Below are 19,520 nucleotides of genomic sequence, written 5' to 3'. Positions count from 1 at the left end.
CGCCTTTTCGTTGGTGTCAGCTATCTATTGGGGTTTAAAAGATTATATGGGCTTTAGGGTTCTCAAGTATATTTTCGCGCTGCTAGTCGGTGGTGTTTTGTTGGGTGCGGCAGCTGTTTTGCTAATTCCGGCAGTAGGTAACCTTTCGATCTTGAAAGAGCCAGGAACGTTTTCATCTCCGTTGGTCCTAAGACCTCTTTCTGTTCCCTCTAAGATTCTCGATTCAAAAGGGAATCTGCTTTATGAAGTTCAAAATGGGCAATATCGAACTCCGGTGACCTTGGCACAGGTACCGCCTTTGGTTCGCTCGGCAATTTTGGACGTTGAGGACCACACTTTTTACCAACACGGAGCGTTGGATATTCGCTCCATAGGACGGGCTTTGATTGCGGATTTTTCGGGTGGTGGAGGACTGCAAGGTGGGTCCACTATTACCCAGCAGCTAGTCAAAAATGCAATTTTGACTCCACAGCGTACACTTTCGCGGAAATTCCAAGAAGCAATACTCTCCTATCGTCTACAAGGCGTCATGTCTAAGAACCAGATCTTTCAGCGCTATCTCAACACCATCTATTTCGGTGAAGGTGCTTACGGGATATCAGCTGCATCTGAGACCTATTTCGGTCTGCCTATGAACAAGCTTGATATCGCTCAGTCGGCTTTACTTGCCGCTTTGATTGAAAATCCCAGTGGCTATGATCCGTTTTATTATCCTAAATATGCTCTTTTCCGACGTAACCTTGCGATTGATCAGATGCTTCAATATGGAACGATAACCAAGGCTCAGGATGTTGCTGCTAAGGCAGAGCCGCTTCCTACGGTTTCGCACCGTTTGGTCTTTAGTTCCCCATCTTCTTTTGTTACAGAAGTTATATACCGCATTGAGACCGGAGCTAAGTACAGTTTTCTAGGAAGCGATCCCACCCAAAGATATGCGGCACTTGCAAACGATGGCTACGTAATTAAAACAACACTTAATTCGACAGATCAAGCCGCTGCCAATAGTGCTGTTGCAAGAGTCCTACCGAATACAAATGGGAAGTTCACCTCTGCAATGATCTCGATGAATCCTTCAAATGGCAACGTGGTTGCTATGGTGAGCGGAAATCCCACTAAGGGAAGTGGAGGCTACAATGTTGCGACCGGACGCGGAGGGACTGGTCGGCAGCCAGGATCGTCATTTAAGATTTTTACTTTAGCTGCAGCTCTTGAGCAGGGCTATAGTCCTAATGATATTATTGACGGTACGGGTCCTTGTAAATTCACTGTTCCGAATACGAAGCCCTTTCCTTACATTGTCTCCAATGCCGAACCTGGATACGGCCTTATGACAATAACGGATGCGACAGCTAATTCAGTTAACTGTGCTTACGTTCGGCTTGGTGTCAAAATTGGCCTTCAAAATGTTATCAATACTGCAAAGGTGATGGGTGTAACCACTCCTCTCTCAGCAGTTCCTTCGGTTGTGATCGGCTCTGAAAATGTAACTCCGCTTGAAATGGCGACTGCCTATAGCGTCTTAGCAAATGGTGGATACCTGCATCCGGCAAGGTTTGTAACTTCGATAAAAGATTATTCCGGCGCCAATGTTTATAGCCCGGTGGTTTCCTCTCGACGAGTTCTTTCTGCGAGAATTGTCGCGGTTGAAGATCAAATTCTTCAGCAGGTCGTTATTAGAGGAACTGGAACTGCAGCACGCCTCTATGGGCGGCCGTCAGCGGGAAAGACTGGCACGACCGATAATTTTACCGACGGATGGTTTGATGGCTTTACGCCTCAGCTGGTTACGACGGTTTGGATGGGAGATCCTGCTGGGTCTGTGCCGATGTTTGATGTTGGTGGAGCACCTGTTTACGGAGGAACCTATCCAGCGCGGATTTGGCACGATTATATGACTTCAGCATTGGCTTCTTATCCTGTGGTTCAATTCCCATACGTCAACCCTGCTTGGATACCGCCTTCTAAGTTCATTGTACCGATTGATTCGCCAGGCGCGATTACCTCGCCAGTTGGCACTACAACGACTTTGCCAACCACTATTACAACTTCGCAACCCGTTTCGTCGACAACCACAAGCGCTGTTGTTCCCCCCACGACAACTGCGACAACTTCCACGACAACTGCGGTTACACCTCCGACAACTGCGACAACTGCGGTTACACCTCCGACAACTGCGACAACTGCGGTTACACCTCCGACAACTGCGACAACTGCGGTAAGTCCTTCGTCGTCGCAACCTGGTTAGTAATGATAACTTTTTGTAGCCTTTGAACTAGACGGAGTTTTAGCGTGGTTATCAGTGGTGTGGTTCTAGCGTTGCAATGGTTAGGGTGATAGGTAAGCGTATATTGATGAGGTCGCTAAAGTATGAGTTCAAAAAGTTTTTCTTTGAGTGCTGAGGATATCGAGGGTCTCTACCTTATTTCTGATTTGGCTAGCCGCGCCCATCGAAATAATTTGCGTATTTCCAACGGCCCAGAGGCTTCCGATTATAGATCTAAGGCTCAAAACTATAAAAAACTTAAAGTAAAAGCTGAGATTTTGGTTGAGGAAGAGAGTGCTCTCGAAGAGGAGCGAAAGATGCTCGAGAGGGAGTTGGACCGCTTTTCTACATCCCTAAAGGTCTCTCGTCAACGTCTTGACGGTGGACAGAACCTTGATTATAAATCCCTTCCTGCCCTTCGACTCGAGGTTGCCAACTTGGAAGCCAAAGTTCTTGAGTATACGGGTGCAGAACTGGGAATGATTGAGCGGCTCGAGGAGCTCGCGAGGGATCGATCAAAATTAGAAACTATGGTCAAGGAATTGGCTCAGGAGGCAATTGTTGCAAGAGATAAGCTAGAGGAGTTGCGACGGGATGTGGCTTTGCAGGATGGGCTCTTGCAGGAGGAGCTGACTCAGGCCAAGATTAAGGCTATGCCCGAGGTTATCGCATTGATCAATAGAGTGCCGTCTTCGGTCATAGACAAGGTTGCCTATGTCGTCGATGGAAGTTGCTCTGGATGTCGTCTCCGGCTATCTTCGAGTCTCGGTGATAGGATTCGGAGATTTAGCTCCGAAGTTCATTTTTGTGAGGATTGCGGTCGGATTCTGCTACCACCAAGAGGGTAATCCTTTTAGGTGGCGCGTTTTTTAGGCTTTAGAGGGCCCGGTTCCACCATTGGTAACACAAGCTCACCAGATTTGTAAAAAGAGGCCATTCGATGGCTGTTGGTGCAGAGTTAACCTGTAGGCGGGGTTCTGTTTGAATCGTGAGATTCGCGGTAGCCATCCATCTAAGCGATCTACCCGGAACTCGACGAAGTTTTTATTCATCGCGACGGGCCGCCACTAGTTCCAATATGATCTTGCTTCGGGTGGGGTTTACATAGCCGCTTTGATTGCTCAAAACGCTGGTGCGCTCTTACCGCACCGTTTCACCCTTACAGATCGATCGTTTAGTTTGTTGGTACAAGTTGCACGATCGATTGTGCGGTATACTTTCTGTTGCACTTTCCGTCAGGTCACCCTGCCTCTAATTGAGCACCTTGCCCTGTGAAGCCCCGACCTTCCTCAAGCATAACAATGCTCGCGACTACCCGGTTAACTCTGCCCTAGATACTCTAGTTCGGGATTTTCTTTATTTCGTCGAAGCACTGATTCTATATTTTTATCATTGGTACAAGGATTTAGAGAGATGCGAAGTTGATAGTTCGATAGATTTGTCGCAGAAGCAACTTTGGATATTTCTAGGTACCTAAACGATCGCGATAATGTGCCATTCGCTGTCTCAGTCATGCGAACGAAAGTTTCAACCTGAGTTTATGAAGCGCATTGAAATTGCTTTAAAGATTTCAAGTGATGGTTTTGCAAAGTATGGCTAGTTACGACTTGGATTTACCTCGCTAGTTACTTTCTGACTTGATTTGCAATCAGATGAGATGAAAGATTGAAAGGCGCCGAAAGCTTTAATCAATCATTCGTAAGTCCCTAGAGCCCGAGTTTTCGAGAGATCCAAAGGAGAGCACATTCAATTTTCAACCTTTTAGGCGTTTTATCAATGGCTGGCATCAATGGCTAAGAGATCCGGCTAAGGATAGCGCTTTGTCGTATCAGTAGTGTCATTGAATTTAGGCCGGAGTTTGACCGTAGCGCCTCTGGAAGGGCTGGTACTTTTGGGTCAGTTGATATTTCTCCGTAATGGGAAAGATGAGATACGTGTACGAGATTACTTAGAGTGATATTAGAACCTTCTTATCTTTGGCCTACCTAGCTTATCATCACGATAAGTAGTATTATAGTGATGATTAATGGTAACGGATTACGATTTCAGCCAAATATTGAGTGGCTCCAAAGAGGGTGATGTTGATTCATTAGCCCAACTTTGGAAGTGGTTTAATCCAATGCTAGTGAAATATTTAGCTGTAGTAGCCCCCACCTTGGCTGACGATATCTCTCAGGACGTTTGGATTTCAGTTTCCCGCTCGGTCAAGGGTTTTGAAGGTACCTCGAATTCTTTTAGAAACTATCTACTAACAGTTGCAAAGAACAAGGTGACCGACTACCGCAGAGCAGGTATTCGTGGGTCACGCCTCATCTCAAGGATTGAAACCCAGGTAGATACAATCTCTAATGATAGCTTAGAGATTGATCGGATTGGAGACGGCGAACTGATCCAGGTGCTCCAGCGGTTTCTTCCACCGGCACTTGCCGAAGTAGTTTTCATGCGCTATTTGATTGGTATGAGTGTTGACGAGGTGGCGGTTGTGATAGGCAGGTCTCCTGAAAATGTTCGGGTCATCTCTCACAGAGGTCTTTCGCGTTTGCGCGAACTTTACGGCGCGAGAGTTCCAGGCGTGGTTGCTATGGTTGGGGAGCCGCAGTAATTCATCTCATAATCTCTCAAGGGTTCTATGTTGATCCAAGTTGATGATTTGGCACCGCTTGCTCGCTTCCCCCCCCTCCTGATTTGTAGGTAGGACCAAATGGAGACCGAGAAGCATCCCATGGAACCTAGGGGAAAGGTAATGGTTATTAGGCACCTGTGAATTGATAATTTAATTGCTCGATATCTCCTACCTAAATGAAAGCAATTTCATGGTTTTCATAGGTCAAGGCATGTAGAAAATAGGATCCACGTCAGATATCGGTCAATTTTGAGATGAGGCGTTTGGGTAAGGGCCAAATCCAGCTTGGGTGCGCAGTCGGTAGTTCTCTCCTTAGCAGAGATCGATACCTTACTCAGATAGAGATTCTGGCCTCGAGGGCGACTTGTAACTGGTCTGCTTTAACCTGGATCCACCGAAAATTTAGCCGCTCAACTTTGATTTAGACATAGAAAGGGTGCTCTGAACTGGTGGAATGATGTTTGAATACAATTCAAATCCATCAGTTCAAGGAGCACCTTTTAGATGCAAGCATCTACTAGTGCTTTAGAGTGTTTGATAGTCACCTTTGACGATTCGAACGCAGTTTCCAACAGTGGGTTAATACTCCCTATCACCCTTGCTGAGAGACTTGGCCTTAGGGATCTCTTTGATTTACACATTGACCTAGAGGATCGTCCTGGACGAGCAAATGTTGGCAGAAAAGCTATGGCTATCGTCGCATCTATCTTGGCCGGTGGTGATTGCATTGATGACACTGCAATCCTTGAAAGCCCAAATGCACAAGTTATCCTTGGTCAGATAATGCCAGCACCATCTAGGTTTGGTGTCTTCTTGCGTAGTTTTGAGACCAGTGACATCGCAGATGTTGAACGAGTTGCGGCTTTGTTGCTAAAACGAGCCTGGCTAGCTGGAGCAGGTCCAGGTGATGAGCCGCTCACCATTGATGTTGATTCCACAATATGTCAGGTATATGGAAACAAAAAAGAAGGAGCTTACTTTGGTTATACCAAAGTAAGGGGGTATCACCCACACCTAGCAGCTGTTGGTAAAACAGGTGACATTCTTGGAATAGTGACACGTGAAGGCAACGCCAATACCGCTCGTGGTGCCGGGGAGTTTGTAACCCAGGTAATCAACAATGCCAGAGCCGCCGGAGCAACTGGTGAAATAACCATGCGTTTTGACTCTGGGTTCTTCTCAAGAGCCGTAAGAGACGCAGCTAGCGCGGGCAATGCTCGCTTTTGCATTACAACACGGATGTCAAAACGATTGAAGCAGGTTATTGCAGCCATACCAGAAGAAACATGGACTTCAATTCCTTATTGGCTTGAAGGTGGAGCTGATGTAGCAGAAGTGAAATACCGTCAAATACAGTAAATTGCGCATTTGCAAAAGATTTACAAGACGTTCGTCTTATCGTAGGAAGAACAAAGCCTACTCCCGGGTCTCAGCTGGCACTATTTAGAGACTATGACTATCACGCATTTATTACCGACCGACAAGGCGAAACGCTTTTCCTTGAGGCTGATCACCGAGCACATGCCCAGATCGAACTAGTCATCAAGGATCTCAAAGGAGGTTCTAGGTGGAATCATGTTCCATCCAGATACATGAACGCTAATGCCGTTTGGTTAGCTCTGGTCTGGTTGGCTCTGGTTTGGTTAGTTATTTGTGTAACTACATAACCTGGCGCGGTGCAACTGCACAACCTGGCGCGAATAGGTGCTATTACAGAAACTGTTATCACCACACCAAAGCTTCGACGGTGTTACTTTCAGATCGCAGGACATATCACTCGTTCAGCTATAAAAGTAATACTGCATCTTGAAGAACACTGGCACTATAAGGATAAGTTCTTAGAGGCTCTTGATCGGATCAGAAAGTTTGAGATCGCCATCACCTGAACATCTGGTTACCTAACACACTGAATATTACTTGAAGGAACTGCTCTAGAAGACAAGGGATTAGGTCACTATACCCAAAATGAGATTTCACAATCTCAAAAATGACCAAACAGGCTCAACCACAAAGGGATTAGGTCATATTTGGCACTCTGAAACCAGATTTAAACCATAGACCCTCCGTCAAACCTAAATCAGTTCCGAAAAACCGACTCAGAGTCACACCGAAGGGCTCAAGCTGGTCCATTTCTATGGATTCAGGTTTAGACAAAAGATGGCTCTTGATTCTGCACAGATAGAGAGTCAATACTGTGCTTCTGTTTGCATCTTACATGGGTGTTGTGAGGCCTTGCATGGTTCTTGCAGAGGTTAATTGGAGCTTTCGATCTGGTTATCTGAGTGCTGACCCTTTAGGAGTCGAAATGGAGTGATCGACCTGTGAATCTCAATAAATGTGTACCTTTGAGTCGATGGCAGCGATGGCTTTTGATTTGGCTTTGTAGCCATCGAGGTTCTGGTAGTTGTTTTCCCGGTTGTTTGATGTTCGACTTCGGTATTTGAGGGCAGTTGGTAAATGCTGCAGAGGAGTTAAATCTTTTAATTTCTGTAACGCCTCTATCGCAAGCATCGTTTCTATAAGCAGTTGTGAATGATGACTTTTTAGTAGCGAGGTTAGACAAAGGACTTTTGCTCCTTGTGGCGATGGTGAAGGATCGACGACATAACTCACTAGGCGTATCGCGCATTGATGGTGTGATGGTGGATCGATATGGCAATTAGATAGCCAGGGGAACACTTTTTTTGCGATGAACATGGAAATTAATGACGGGACGGACCTAATCAACGCTCCGTTTGAAGGGAAAATAAGATGAACTTGAAATTTTTAACGACTAAGGCTGTCTTGGCTGGGGCCTCAGCTGTTATGGTCACAGCGACCGCGGCCGCGGCCGCTACCGGTGCTTTGCCAGGACCAATTCAGGGTGCTATGTCGCTTACTGCAGCGAGCATAGGGATCTCATTGCCATCTGGCAGTACTACCTCAACCACCGCAGCACCGACTACCTCAACCACCGCAGCACCGACTACCTCAACTACCGCAGCACCGACTACCTCAACCACCACAGCATCGACTACCTCAACCACCGCAGCATCGACTACCTCAACCACCGCAGCACCGACTACCTCAACCACCGCAGCACCGACTACCTCAACCACCGCAGCATCGACTACCTCAACCACCGCAGCACCGACTACCTCAACCACCGCAGCACCGACTACCTCAACCACCGCAGCACCGACTACCTCAACCACCGCAGCACCGACTACCTCAACCACGATCCCTATCGTGTCGTGTGCTGGTTCTGGTAGTGGTGGTGCATTGACGACAACCAGCGGTTCAAGTGCTGGCTCGGTGTTAGTGGTGAATCCTGCCGGTAAAGAGGTTGAGTGTGACAATGCGCCCAAGGTTAGCGGTGGCGATGGTCATTCGAAACACCAACAGAAGGATTCGACTGATCACGGTAATTCGCCTTCGTCTACAACTACTACTGTTCCAACGAGTACGACAACATCGTCTGTCTCAACTTCAACTACATTAGGATCTGGTTCGTCCTCAAGTGATAACTAGTCCATGTAGAGAAGAGACTTAACCTTTGAGCTATGCCTGAATCACTTTCTTAGATTTTTAGATCGTGATTCAGGCATATTTTTGCTAGTTAGGGTCCAGTTGGGCGTCCTTGGCAAGTGAGGTTTGCCGATTGAATTGGGCGTATTCTATGAGCTTCGACTCGATTTTTTTGTCCCCAATAGATAGGATTCGAAGCGCTAGAATTGCCGCATTGGTTGCATTGTCAATTGCAACGGTAGCCACTGGGACACCTCTTGGCATTTGGACGATCGACAATAGAGAATCTAATCCATCGAGTCGTCTGAGTGAAACCGGAACGCCTATCACTGGTAATGTAGTAGCGGCTGCGATCATTCCAGGGAGGTGCGCTGCGCCACCAGCACCGGCAATTATCACCTTGACCCCCTTGGCTCGTGCATTTGTGGCAAAGTCGAGCATCTCAAATGGCGTGCGGTGGGCTGACAGAATTCTCAACGTTGAGGACACCTCGAAGGCCTCGAGTACATCCTTTGCAACTTTCATGATTTCAAGATCGCTGCCAGATCCCATTGCTATGACGACGTCACTAATTTGTTCGTTCACGTAATCGATCCTTATCTTGTAGTTTTTTTATTTGTCTATGGCAAAAATAATACGGCTAGGTTCGCAACATGTTACTCGCACAGAGCAAATTCATGATTTGGATTGAAACCCTCATATATTTAGGATCTTTTGGATGGTCATTTCTCCGTCAATTATTAAGGCTAGAACGATTGTCGCCGAAGGAAAGATTGCGGTATTCAAATTTGGTAGTTTGAATACGATACTGTTATCCGATTGTCGTATAGGTGGTCGTTGAATTGAAGTTGACTAGGAATATTGGCCTACTCTCGAAGATGGATCTTCCGACCCGCGAGCGGGCTGGCATCTTTGGGGCTCTTCAACTTATTGCATTGAATTTAATCGGACTTTGCCTCCTCCCGTCGGTGGATTATTTTGGTGCGAATGAGCCTTTCTCGCTAATTATTTTGCTAGTTGGTCTATTTGTGGGAAGCATTTTTTTGGGGCTACCGTGGCGCAAACTTGACCAAAGGGTTAATCTTTTGATTTCGATTGCAGCCTTTATCGAGATCGGACTCCTGGGACCGCTTTTTAGGGGTGGGTTTTTTGTTCTTCCACCACTTATTTTGATGATTTATGTATACATTGGACTGATGCAGGATCCGAGGTTGATCGTTGTAAACGCAGCGATTGCTTTTTTTGCTTCAATTCCATTACTTTCGGGATTGCAAGTCCAAAGATGGCTCGCCGTTGGCGTTATCTCTCAATTGGTTGGCCTCGAAGTTGCCCTCTCTCTAGTATTACTTCGTTCGCATGAGATTCAAAAGAAGCGGATCAACGATTGGCTTCTGAGCGGATTCTCTGATGTTGCTAAAACGGGGCGAACTATTGATACCATGACCTATGTTGCTAAACACATCGATGGATTGCTGTCAACTTTTGGCGTTGTCTTGGCGATCTGGCAGAAAGGCTCGAGGTTTGGTTCGATACAGTTTGCAACTTCCTTTCCTGAGCGGGAGACATCGAAGTCTGTAACCTCCAATTTAGTGAGTTCCGATGGTAGGTCGGGTTTTATTGAAGCCTCTAGAAGCAAAGAGACGATCTTTGTTCCTAATACTGCATTGTCGGATCTGGACCGAAGTGCGGTAGAGATCTTCGGCTATTCAAGTGCACTTTTTATGCCGCTCGCCACCGAGACTGTTCTTAGTGGAGCGGTTGGTATCTATTGGAAGCGAAGTGCTCCAAAGCCCGAGGCAGATTTAATTGCGGCGATCTCATCATTTTTGGGCGAGGCGGCCAGGGTGATTGCCACTCAATATGAAAATGAGGAGTTAGCCACTAAGATTCGATTTGATGAGCTTACCGCGCTCTATAGCAGGCGAGCGTTTTTTGGAGAGTTGAATAATCTCGGTGACAATGACTCACTCGCTTTTTTTGATCTTGACCACTTCAAAGTATTAAACGATACTTTGGGCCACGCCCAAGGCGATCTCGAGCTCTATGAATTTGGTCGCATATTGCTTGGCGAGGTTCGTAATGAGGACTTGCCATGTCGCTACGGAGGCGAAGAATTTGTTGTCATTTTGCGCAATTGCGACGAGTCGGACGCGAGACTATTTGTGGATAGAGTTCGAATTAGCTGGAAGGCCGTAGGCAGAGTAACCTTTTCTGCTGGTATAGCGTGCATGCAACCGGGTGCGGCGCCGCCAAGCGTTTTGCTCGCAGCCGACAGGGCAATGTATGGGGCTAAATCGCGTGGTCGTAATGCAACTGTTGTCGGCAGTATCTCAGCGATTGACCAAACAGGTTCGATTCCGTCAGAGATCTCATTTAGAGTTTGACCGCACGAAGTCTTTGTTAGATTCAATCATGCCATTGCGATCCAAATCTTCGAAAAGGCGAATAAATGGGGCCTAGATTTCCACCTTACTTAAGCTGAAATGACTGATTTGCATAAAGCGGTTTAGTTTTGTAGTGCGTCGGCAATAGCTTGATTTGCCTTTGCGAGTGCATCTGTGGCGGTAGAACCTAGAGCAGTAATGTGGCCCAGTTTACGTCCATCCCTGGGAGTTTTGCCGTAGAGATGCACTTTGATATCTGGAGTTTTAGTAAGTTTTCCCAAATCGACTTGATAAGGAAGGTCGTTTTGGTTGCCTATGATATTTACCATCGCCGCCCCTTGTCGTAGGTTGGTCGACCCAAGCGGCAGATCCAAGATGGCTCGCAGATGATTTTCAAATTGCGATGTCACGCAAGCTTCGATTGTAAGATGGCCACTATTGTGAGGCCTCGGAGCCATTTCGTTGATTAATATCTGATCGCCAACGACAAACATCTCGATGGCGAGTATTCCAACCGCACCAGTCATCTCTGCGATTTGGAACCCTAGATTAGAGGCTCTGTCGATAAGTTCTTCTGGGATTGAAGAAGGTGCGGATACATGGTGGCAAATTGAATTGATTTGAAAGGTATCTAAAACCGGGTATGAGACCATTTGGCCGCTTCTAGCTCGTACTATTAGTACAGCTATCTCCTGGGTTATATCGAGTCGTTCCTCAACGACTACTTCAAAGTCACGAGGTAGCTTCGAGGATAATGACTCTAATTCAGATCGATTATTTACATAGAAGATTCCGCGGCCATCGTAACCTCCATGAGAAGATTTTATGACGCAAATTCCGCCAAGATCTTCAATTGCGAGAGTTAATTCTTGGAGGTTATGAGCTATGTGAAATTTGGGGGTAGGCAGCTTGTGTTCGGCCATCATCCGTCGCGAAACTGATTTACGTGCAGCCAATTCTAAAGTATTTGCACTGGGGAAGAACTTGGTGTGATGGTCATCAATTTGTCGCAGCGTGCTAGCTGGCACTAATTCGTGGTCAAATGTAATCAAATCACAATCGGTGGAAAATTTTGAGAGCTCTTCGAAGGTAAATTCTTTCACTCTCGTCGTCCGCGGTACAAAGTTCGGTGCAGATTCATCTGATTCAAGTGCTAGGAGCCTGAAATCAAGACCAAGAGAAATGCCAGCTTGGACCATCATTTGAGCTAATTGGCCGCCTCCTATGATTCCTACGACAGTCATATCTCTCGATCTTTCCTTTTACACACGGGGTTATAGTTTATGCGAATAATTGTGCGTGTAATGAAGCGATTGCATTCCTAAACCTGAATCTTTATCTCGGCACGACAATGTAAGTGACGATCCAAGATAATTTAAAACGAGACGTCGCTTAGCTCTGGAACCGATCGTAGGCTCTTAGCCTTGGACTCCTTCCACCTCTCTCGTCGGTCGATCCATTCCTTGGATTCCCTTTCGATCTGTGGGCGTAACATCACTGAGCCTCGTTGTAATTGATGAGAGTAATCTTCAATTGCAACCTCATTTAATTGCGAGAGGGCGAGTATGGCCGAGCCAAGGGTCGTAGATTCGCGCATAGGAGAGATGTTCAATGTCAAACCCGTTGCATTGGCGACCAGCGCGAGAAAATTCTCATTGAGTGTCATCCCACCGTCAACTCGAAGGTCGTTGATTGGGAGGTTGGTATCTTTTTCGGTCGCTTGCACTAAGTCGGCGGCAATTTGAGCGATGCCATCGAGAGTGGCAGCTAGCAGTGCCGTGCGATCGGTCGATAATGTGAGTCCCTGAATTGAGGTGCGTGCTCCGAAGTCCCACTCCGGAGTGCCAAAGCCCGCGCTTGCTGGAACAACATAGGTCCTAGAGGTATCCCTAAAGTTTTTGTCAAAGTTATTTGCATCTTCAAGCGATTTAATTATTCCAGTTGAGACGAGCCAATTTATGATGGATCCTGAACCTAGTGCTATGGCCTCACTCGCCCAATTGACTTGATCCATATGGGTATATGCAACGACAGGGAAGGTGCCGTTTTCTAGGCGCCTGGTTGTTGGCGGGGGAGTCTTGCCTTGATTTTGGTCAAGCATCGTACCTGTCCCAAAGGTTATCTTTGTGTCGCCCGGTTTGAATCCACTTTGGCCAATTAGCGATGCTTGTTGATCTCCAATGGTTCCAAGTATTGGTAGAGTACGTGCATCAATAGTCGCATCCCCTAGGTGCGAAGCACTGGGAAGCATCTTGGGGAGACATTCAAGATTGATCCCGACGTTCGCAAGGACCTTGGTGCTCCAAGAAAGATCTGTCTCTTGGATGAAGCCGGTCATTGCAGCGTTTGTGTGATCGGTTACGAATGACTTTCCATTGGTTAGGTGCCATATCAAGTAGGAATCAAGTGTCCCGAAGCATAAGTCATCGTGTTCGGCTGGATCTACAAGCGAAAACAGATATGCCGCCTTGGTGACACTTTGATTTGGAGCAATTGGTAGACCATTTTGGGCTAGCGCAATGCAAAGGGGGGCAGTGCGTAGGTCCATCCATGAGAGGATGGGGCCAACGCACTGGCCGGTCGATCTGCGCCAAACGGCAGTCGTCGCTCTTTGATTGGCTATTGAGATGGCATCAATCGAATTAGAATGGGTAAGGCCCTTTGAGATGACAGCTTTGGCGCTCTCGATGAACTCTTTGCCATCATATTCAACAAAATTCGGTATTGGAGTCTTTGGCCATATGGGAGTTGACCAAGCGGCACCTACTTGAAGATCATCAAAGACAATGGAGGCTTTGATGCTGGACGATCCGATGTCCACGGCAAGAATTTCATGTCGATTCAACATCGCGTCTTTAGGAGTCCTTCCAATTGGTAAATTTCGGCGTTAATATATGCAATTTGTCGTTGCCCTAATTTTGCATAAGGATTCTAGGGCAATTTATGCTTTAGAACTATCGAGAATTTCAGGTGGTAACTCTCTTGCGAGATCGTTGGAAAAGGCCATCGATAGGTTATCTTTTTCCACTTTGGTCAATTCAAGGATTTCGCCAAGGATTTCTAGGACCGGTTTTGAAAGCTCCATTGCAGCGCGCTGGTCCAAAATTCCAACGCGAACACGCCTAAGAAGAATATCCGAGAGCGTCAGAGCATCAGTCTCGACTATCAGCGCGACTATATCTTCCCGAGAGATGTCCCATCCGATCCCTGGAACTAACGATTTTCTTGCAGAATCTGGCGTTGGACTCTGTGGATCGATATGGGCAGGTGATCTTAACTTTATTCGCTTTGAAATTGACTTTGTGGCACGTCCGTCTTTTGTATCCAAGGCATCGATAGCATCCGAAGCCATCTTTCGATAGGTTGTGAGTTTCCCCCCAGTAATAGAGATCATTCCCTCGGGTGATGTGACAACCTTGTGGCGTCTTGATAGATCTTTGGTTCTCTCACTGAGCGCCTTTGAATCTTTCGGTTGTGAGACCAGGGGCCTCACGCCGACCCAAGCGCCTGTGATGTCAGACTTTGAAAGTGGGGTGTCTAGTGAGTAGTTGACTGCCCCTAGGAGGTACTCAACGTCGTCCATGGTGGTTTCGACCCTCTCTTTCCCAAGGTCAGTGTCTGTCGTTCCAACGTAGGTATAATCGCCCCAAGGCAATAGAAAGATCGTTCGAGAGTCATTTGGAACCGGCAGGACGTAAGCGACCTTCGCAGGTAGGACCTTCTGCGAAAAGACTATGTGAACGCCTTTGGCCGGTCGTATCTCAAACGGTGGTTTCTCTTTTAGTTGCGCCATGATCTGGGTGGCCCATGCTCCCGAAGCGTTTATGATGGTCCGGGCGCTTATCTCAAACTCTTGGCCTTCATCCTTGGAGCCCGGTGAATTATCACGGACGCGGTAGCCTTTGATTTTGTTGTTTTCTCCAAAGATGGGACTTATCGCTTCGACGTAGTTTGCAGCAGTCGCGGAATATCGAGTCCTGGCGGTATTTATGGCCGCGAGGGTAAGGGCTACATCATCTGCCCAGGCGTCATGGTATAAAAATGCGCTCGAAAAATTGTCACTGCGAAGGCGAGGAAACATTGATTTCGCGATCGATTTGTCCATGCGCTTGTGGAACGCTCCGATGCGAAAGCCGCCGGTTAGGTCGTATCCCCATAGCGCTGCCATGTAGGCTGGGGCCCCAAAGGGACCAAAAGGGCTGGCGGTCTTTCTGATCGGCAAGACAAAATCAAGCTTTGAGACCAGTTCTGGGGCGTTCGAAAGTAGTCGCGATCGTTCGGCAAGATTTTCATAAACTAGGGCGATTTCGCCTTGAGCTAGGTAACGAAGGCCACCGTGAATCAGTTTTGAAGACGCTGATGAAGTGCCGGAGGCAAAATCTCTTGCCTCTATCAGTGCTGCGCTATATCCGCGCGAGGCTGCCTCCAAAAGTGCACCCGCACCAGTTATTCCGCCACCGATTATCAGGACGTCAAACTTCTTTTTCGACAATTCATCTAGTGATGCGCGCCTCTTTGGCGATGTGATAGACAATGTATCCTCTCCGATTTTTGATTTTGGCGCTAGCCTAAATTGTAAATCAATTTTGGTATAGATATGCCAAATCTTGAAAATGATGGTCGGTATCTTCCTGAGAAGGTACACGAAAACGAACGTGACGTTTTATTTACCTAAGTTGTAAAGTGTCATTTATTTTAGCCAATAGCCTATCTCGGTGGCGACGGCTCTCATTTTGGATAGATTGAGCGATGGCGAATCGGCCCCCCCCAAAAAAAAGGCCTACAAAGCATCTCTTTCCCGGAGCAATCGATATGGAAGTGTTTGTGCTTTTGGCGCATCGCTGTTTGTCTTCTTTGGAGTTGCTTCCAAATCGCTTAGGATTCTTTCCTAGCGGGAGCTAATTTCGGGATACCCCTTGGATGGATTAAATTGGAGTTGGCCCTGATTTGGATTTTCATCTTTTACCATCATGAGACGCCTTAGTTGCTTGATTCGATATGAAACTGCGATGAATCGACTTCGACTAGTTGGTCCAACATAGCACCTGTGGCTTTCATGTTGCTCAAATGGTCCCTACGTAACTGAGGTTATCAATGGCGATTATTCGTCGATGGACGACGGAACGAATGTCAATTCCAGATAGGTGCTAAGACCTTATTGTAGCTGAGTGGTTATTCAGTCACTTTGATTGCGGCTTGGCTCAACTGAATCTTTTGCTCTTTTGCCCTGTTCGTGTAATCCCACTCAGACTTTGTTGGTCATGGTTTTTTGCACTTTGGTCTTTTGCTTCTATGTGGTGTTCGCTTTAAAGTATGGGGAGAAGATAGAGTTGAGGACTGGTCCTTATATCTGTATGGATTATCGTTTGTGAAGTTGCGCACTCGGGTCTGGGCCGCATGATCGAGATATTTGGACGAGGGAATCTCAAGGGACTTAGGCCTTCGTAGCACGAAATGATTACATGGAGAATTAATTAAATTTCTATCCCAAGGAATCTTATCTCTTGTCGACAGGTTATAACAACGGTCATTTATTGACATTTGTTAGTGAACGTAAATGACTGTTGATTAGATGGAAAGACAACTTGATGAAGAGCCCATCCGAGCTGACAGATGCTTTTCGAGCTGCTGGAAAAAAAGTTACACCTCAAAGAGCCAAGATCTTCCAGATTCTTTTTGAGAACCCAAATCACCCAAGCGCGGAGAGTGTCTTTGGTGAATTGGTAACTGAGATGTCCACCGTCTCGCTAAAGACCGTCTATCAAACTCTTGGTGAGCTCGTTGAGATGGGTGAGCTGAATGCTATTGATTTAGGGATCGGAGCTTTACGTTTTGACCCGAACCTAGATCAAGAACATCAGCACATGGTATGTTCGGTGTGTAAAGGTGTCTTCGACGTTGCTATTGAAACTCCAAAAGACATCGGCGTCCTTTCCCACAGAGTCGGTTTCTCGGTGGAGAGCGTTGAAATTACGGTTCGTGGAGTTTGTAAAACTTGCCGTAGTAGTAATGCTTCGAGCAATTGAGCTATTGTTCATTAAACCATCTAATTTAAATATCGCAATAAAACTAACTACAGCTTTCGAGTTGTTTTGAACAAGATTAGGAGAACTGAGCAAATGGCTGAGCTAAAAGGGACAAAGACCTCAGAGAATTTGAAGGAGGCCTTTGCAGGCGAATCCCAAGCAAATAGGCGCTATCTCTATTTTGCACAAAAGGCAGATGTTGAAGGATATCCAGATGTTGCATCTCTCTTTCGCGCTGTCGCAGATGGCGAAACGGGTCATGCTTTTGGCCACTTTGACTTTCTTGCTGATGGTGTAGGTGACCCAGTTACTGGAGTCGCTGTTGGGGCTACCGAAGACAACTTAAAGTCTGCCATTGAGGGTGAGACCTATGAATATACCGAGATGTATCCAGGCTTTGCGCGTACCGCTCGTGAAGAGGGATTTGACGAGATTTCTGAGTGGTTTGAGACACTTGCAAGGGCAGAAAAGAGCCATGCGGGTCGTTTTACTCAGGGACTTGAGTCACTGGCTTAAATAAGCTTTATTTTTGTAAGTTCTTAAAGTAGCAGCTATTTGAAAGACCATTGGTCTAGCCGCCTTCGCGGCTAGACCTGGTCTGATTATCTTGGAGAATGTACTTGACCATCACCTATGATCCAAAGAATCCGAAATACCACGATGAAGTAGATTTTCGTGGTGAGCTCGAGAGGGTATTTGACCTCTGTCACGGTTGTCGCCTTTGTTTGCACCTGTGTCCTTCTTTCCCGACACTATTCAATTTCATAGATTCATACGACGGTGACGTGGCCGCGATGACTCGAGCGCAATCCGATCAGGTCGTAGATGAGTGTTATCAATGCAAGTTATGTTATGTCAAGTGTCCATATGTGCCTCCTCACGAATGGGCGCTCGACTTTCCTAGACTGATGTTGCGAGCTAAGACGATTCGCAAAGAACGTGGAGAACAGACATTCATCGAAAAAGTCTCCGATAAGGTCCTTGGAAATACAGACCTGATCGGAATCGCTTCAGTGGCATTCTCGCCACTTGTCAATAAGTTGACAGATGTCCATTCAACCGCCAGCCGAAATCTTATGGAGAAAGGTTCAGGTATTGCAGCCGCTAGGGTCTTGCCACCCTATGCGAAAGAGAGATTTACTACGTGGTTTCGCAAGAGGCCAAGACCCTTTGTCTCAAATCGACGTGCCGATGCATCAGTCTTTCCAACTTGCTTTATTGAGTATATGGATCCCAAAATAGGCAAAGCGGTGGTCTCGGTCTATGAGCACAATGGGATTGGCTGCACTGTTGCTGAGCGCGCTAAGTGTTGCGGGGCACCTTGGCTCCATAGCGGTGATGTTGAAAAGTTTACAGAAGTTGCAAAGGCGAATGTTGAGGTACTAGATGCTGAAGTTCGAGCTGGTCGGTCTGTCGTCGTTGCCCAACCGACCTGTTCATATGTGATCAAGAGGGATTATCCAATCTATGTGGATACCGAGGCAGCTAAGAGGGTCTCTGAGGCCACCTATGACACCTCTGAGTTCTTCATGAAACAGTATCGACAGGACAAAGAGTCCATTGACCTTGAATTTCCCGGTGAGATTGCCCCAGACATCACCTATCACGCTCCTTGTCACCTTCAGGCTCAAAATATCGGCCTCAAGAGTCGAGATATGTTGAAGCTGACTGGTGCAAAGATCTCCGTGGTTATGAAGTGCTCAGGGATCGATGGGACATGGGGATATCGTGCGAAGAACTACGAACTCGCTAAGAAGGTCGCAGGTGGGCTAGCGCGTGCGATAGAAAAGACGCCGGCCACATCGATTTCGGGCGACTGCCACCTGGCCAACTATGCAATCACCGAAGAACTTTCTAAAAAGGTCGACCACCCAATGGTCATAATGGCTCGGGCTTATGGAATGAAGATCGATTAGCAGGTGAATCTATCTTTTTTATTGGCACTATCTGCTTGGACCGCGATAATTCCATAATTTTATTTATTCAAGATAAGCGTCAAAAGATATCAACTGGAGAATAGATGCAGCTTTTAACATTGGACGACATCGCTGATTTACGCGAGTATGAGAGAGTTCGAGATCAATATCGAAAAGAGATTATCTCACTAAAGAAAGATCGCCGTGTCTCGGTTGGGCCACTTCTTACCTTGATTTTTGAGAACCGCGAGACTATGAGGTTCCAAATTCAAGAGATGGCTCGCGCGGAGAAGATGGTTAGTGATGATCAGATCGAAACCGAATTGGCAATTTACAATCCTTTGATCCCAGCTAAGAATGAGTTGTCGGCTACCTTATTTTTGGAGCTTAGAACTCAGGAGGAATTGATGGAGTGGTTGCCAAAGCTAGTCGGAATTGAGGAGTCGGTAAAGCTTCAGATAAGCTTCGATGGCCAAGAGTATGAAGTCAATGCCACTACCGATCCAAGTCACAAAGAGCAACTAACTCGACAAGAGATGACCGCGTCGGTACATTACATTAAATTCAATCTTTCCCAGGAACAAGCTGATGCCTTTGCTAAAGGCGACGTCAAAGTTTGCTCTGGTCACCATTTTTATGATTTCGAGACACACCTATCGCCCCAATGCGTATCTTCGCTAGTCAAGGATTGGCAATAATTACCCTTGGGGGATTTTTTATCAAATCACGATTTTTCATTGGCTAAACTACGCTATTTCGGCTTTGGATCTCCGATAGAGGGTCGCTAAAACAACTATGCCA

At 46.7% G+C, this 19,520-nt stretch carries 16 protein-coding genes and 1 other RNA gene; 10 read left to right on the top strand and 7 right to left on the bottom strand.

Annotated features, from left to right (window positions below):
- Positions 1–46: 46 nt before the first annotated feature.
- Positions 47–2,245 (top strand): transglycosylase domain-containing protein, encoded by a 2,199-nt coding sequence (locus ACIDITHRIX25_RS92870; RefSeq protein WP_201732883.1) that lies wholly within the window; start codon positions 47–49, stop codon positions 2,243–2,245.
- A 122-nt stretch (positions 2,246–2,367) separates the two neighbouring features.
- The gene (locus ACIDITHRIX25_RS92865) at positions 2,368–3,111 is read left to right on the top strand and encodes a C4-type zinc ribbon domain-containing protein (protein WP_201732882.1); all 744 of its coding nucleotides are present in this window, start codon (positions 2,368–2,370) and stop codon (positions 3,109–3,111) included.
- Positions 3,112–3,213: 102 nt separating this feature from the next.
- Here ACIDITHRIX25_RS92865 and rnpB read toward each other — a convergent pair.
- Positions 3,214–3,590: RNase P RNA component class A (gene rnpB / locus ACIDITHRIX25_RS92860), an RNA gene on the bottom strand.
- Between the two features lie 699 nt (positions 3,591–4,289).
- Here rnpB and ACIDITHRIX25_RS92855 point away from each other — a divergent pair.
- The 3 genes from ACIDITHRIX25_RS92855 (at position 4,290) to ACIDITHRIX25_RS92845 (ending at position 6,772) form a co-directional block, all read left to right on the top strand.
- Positions 4,290–4,865: an RNA polymerase sigma factor gene (locus tag ACIDITHRIX25_RS92855; protein ID WP_201732881.1), complete on the top strand. Its 576-nt coding sequence runs from the start codon at positions 4,290–4,292 to the stop codon at positions 4,863–4,865.
- 525 nt (positions 4,866–5,390) lie between these two features.
- On the top strand, positions 5,391–6,245 hold the full coding sequence (locus ACIDITHRIX25_RS92850) for a transposase (RefSeq protein WP_201732880.1): 855 nt from the start codon (positions 5,391–5,393) through the stop codon (positions 6,243–6,245).
- Between the two features lie 317 nt (positions 6,246–6,562).
- Positions 6,563–6,772, top strand: coding sequence for a hypothetical protein (locus ACIDITHRIX25_RS92845; RefSeq protein WP_201732879.1), 210 nt, complete (start codon positions 6,563–6,565; stop codon positions 6,770–6,772).
- A gap of 442 nt (positions 6,773–7,214) precedes the next feature.
- On the opposite strand, the gene ACIDITHRIX25_RS92840 is transcribed toward ACIDITHRIX25_RS92845, so the two are convergent.
- The 3 genes from ACIDITHRIX25_RS92840 to purE form a co-directional block, all read right to left on the bottom strand.
- A complete protein-coding gene (locus ACIDITHRIX25_RS92840) occupies positions 7,215–7,499 on the bottom strand; it encodes a hypothetical protein (RefSeq protein ID WP_152626125.1) in 285 nt (94 codons plus the stop codon).
- Between the two features lie 245 nt (positions 7,500–7,744).
- On the bottom strand, positions 7,745–8,224 hold the full coding sequence (locus ACIDITHRIX25_RS92835) for a hypothetical protein (protein ID WP_249685660.1): 480 nt from the start codon (positions 8,222–8,224) through the stop codon (positions 7,745–7,747).
- Positions 8,225–8,480: 256 nt separating this feature from the next.
- A complete protein-coding gene (purE, locus tag ACIDITHRIX25_RS92830; RefSeq protein WP_201732966.1) occupies positions 8,481–8,945 on the bottom strand; it encodes a 5-(carboxyamino)imidazole ribonucleotide mutase in 465 nt (154 codons plus the stop codon).
- A 290-nt stretch (positions 8,946–9,235) separates the two neighbouring features.
- On the opposite strand from purE, the gene ACIDITHRIX25_RS92825 reads away from it, so the two are divergent.
- A complete protein-coding gene (locus ACIDITHRIX25_RS92825; protein WP_201732877.1) occupies positions 9,236–10,777 on the top strand; it encodes a GGDEF domain-containing protein in 1,542 nt (513 codons plus the stop codon).
- A gap of 122 nt (positions 10,778–10,899) precedes the next feature.
- Here ACIDITHRIX25_RS92825 and ACIDITHRIX25_RS92820 read toward each other — a convergent pair whose 3' ends face one another.
- The 3 genes from ACIDITHRIX25_RS92820 to ACIDITHRIX25_RS92810 all read right to left on the bottom strand — a co-directional run bounded on the left by ACIDITHRIX25_RS92820 (position 10,900) and on the right by ACIDITHRIX25_RS92810 (position 15,311).
- On the bottom strand, positions 10,900–12,021 hold the full coding sequence (locus tag ACIDITHRIX25_RS92820) for a 5-(carboxyamino)imidazole ribonucleotide synthase (protein ID WP_201732876.1): 1,122 nt from the start codon (positions 12,019–12,021) through the stop codon (positions 10,900–10,902).
- A gap of 131 nt (positions 12,022–12,152) precedes the next feature.
- On the bottom strand, positions 12,153–13,625 hold the full coding sequence (locus ACIDITHRIX25_RS92815) for an FGGY family carbohydrate kinase (protein ID WP_052606703.1): 1,473 nt from the start codon (positions 13,623–13,625) through the stop codon (positions 12,153–12,155).
- Between the two features lie 93 nt (positions 13,626–13,718).
- Positions 13,719–15,311: a glycerol-3-phosphate dehydrogenase/oxidase gene (locus ACIDITHRIX25_RS92810; RefSeq protein ID WP_160291886.1), complete on the bottom strand. Its 1,593-nt coding sequence runs from the start codon at positions 15,309–15,311 to the stop codon at positions 13,719–13,721.
- Positions 15,312–16,365: 1,054 nt separating this feature from the next.
- Between ACIDITHRIX25_RS92810 and ACIDITHRIX25_RS92805 the strand changes: the two genes are divergently transcribed.
- The 4 genes from ACIDITHRIX25_RS92805 to ACIDITHRIX25_RS92790 all read left to right on the top strand — a co-directional run bounded on the left by ACIDITHRIX25_RS92805 (position 16,366) and on the right by ACIDITHRIX25_RS92790 (position 19,417).
- A complete protein-coding gene (locus ACIDITHRIX25_RS92805; RefSeq protein ID WP_052606701.1) occupies positions 16,366–16,803 on the top strand; it encodes a Fur family transcriptional regulator in 438 nt (145 codons plus the stop codon).
- A 93-nt stretch (positions 16,804–16,896) separates the two neighbouring features.
- A complete protein-coding gene (locus ACIDITHRIX25_RS92800) occupies positions 16,897–17,319 on the top strand; it encodes a rubrerythrin family protein (protein WP_052606700.1) in 423 nt (140 codons plus the stop codon).
- Positions 17,320–17,423: 104 nt separating this feature from the next.
- Positions 17,424–18,719: a heterodisulfide reductase-related iron-sulfur binding cluster gene (locus ACIDITHRIX25_RS92795; protein ID WP_052606699.1), complete on the top strand. Its 1,296-nt coding sequence runs from the start codon at positions 17,424–17,426 to the stop codon at positions 18,717–18,719.
- A gap of 104 nt (positions 18,720–18,823) precedes the next feature.
- Complete coding sequence (locus tag ACIDITHRIX25_RS92790; protein WP_052606698.1) at positions 18,824–19,417, top strand: DUF3501 family protein; 594 nt, start codon at positions 18,824–18,826, stop codon at positions 19,415–19,417.
- The last annotated feature ends 103 nt before the right edge of the window (positions 19,418–19,520 follow it).

It is taken from the genome of Acidithrix sp. C25, assembly GCF_904848545.2.
The sequence above is the reverse complement of the archived record's forward strand: the minus strand, read 5'-3'. Positions and strand labels throughout refer to the sequence as shown.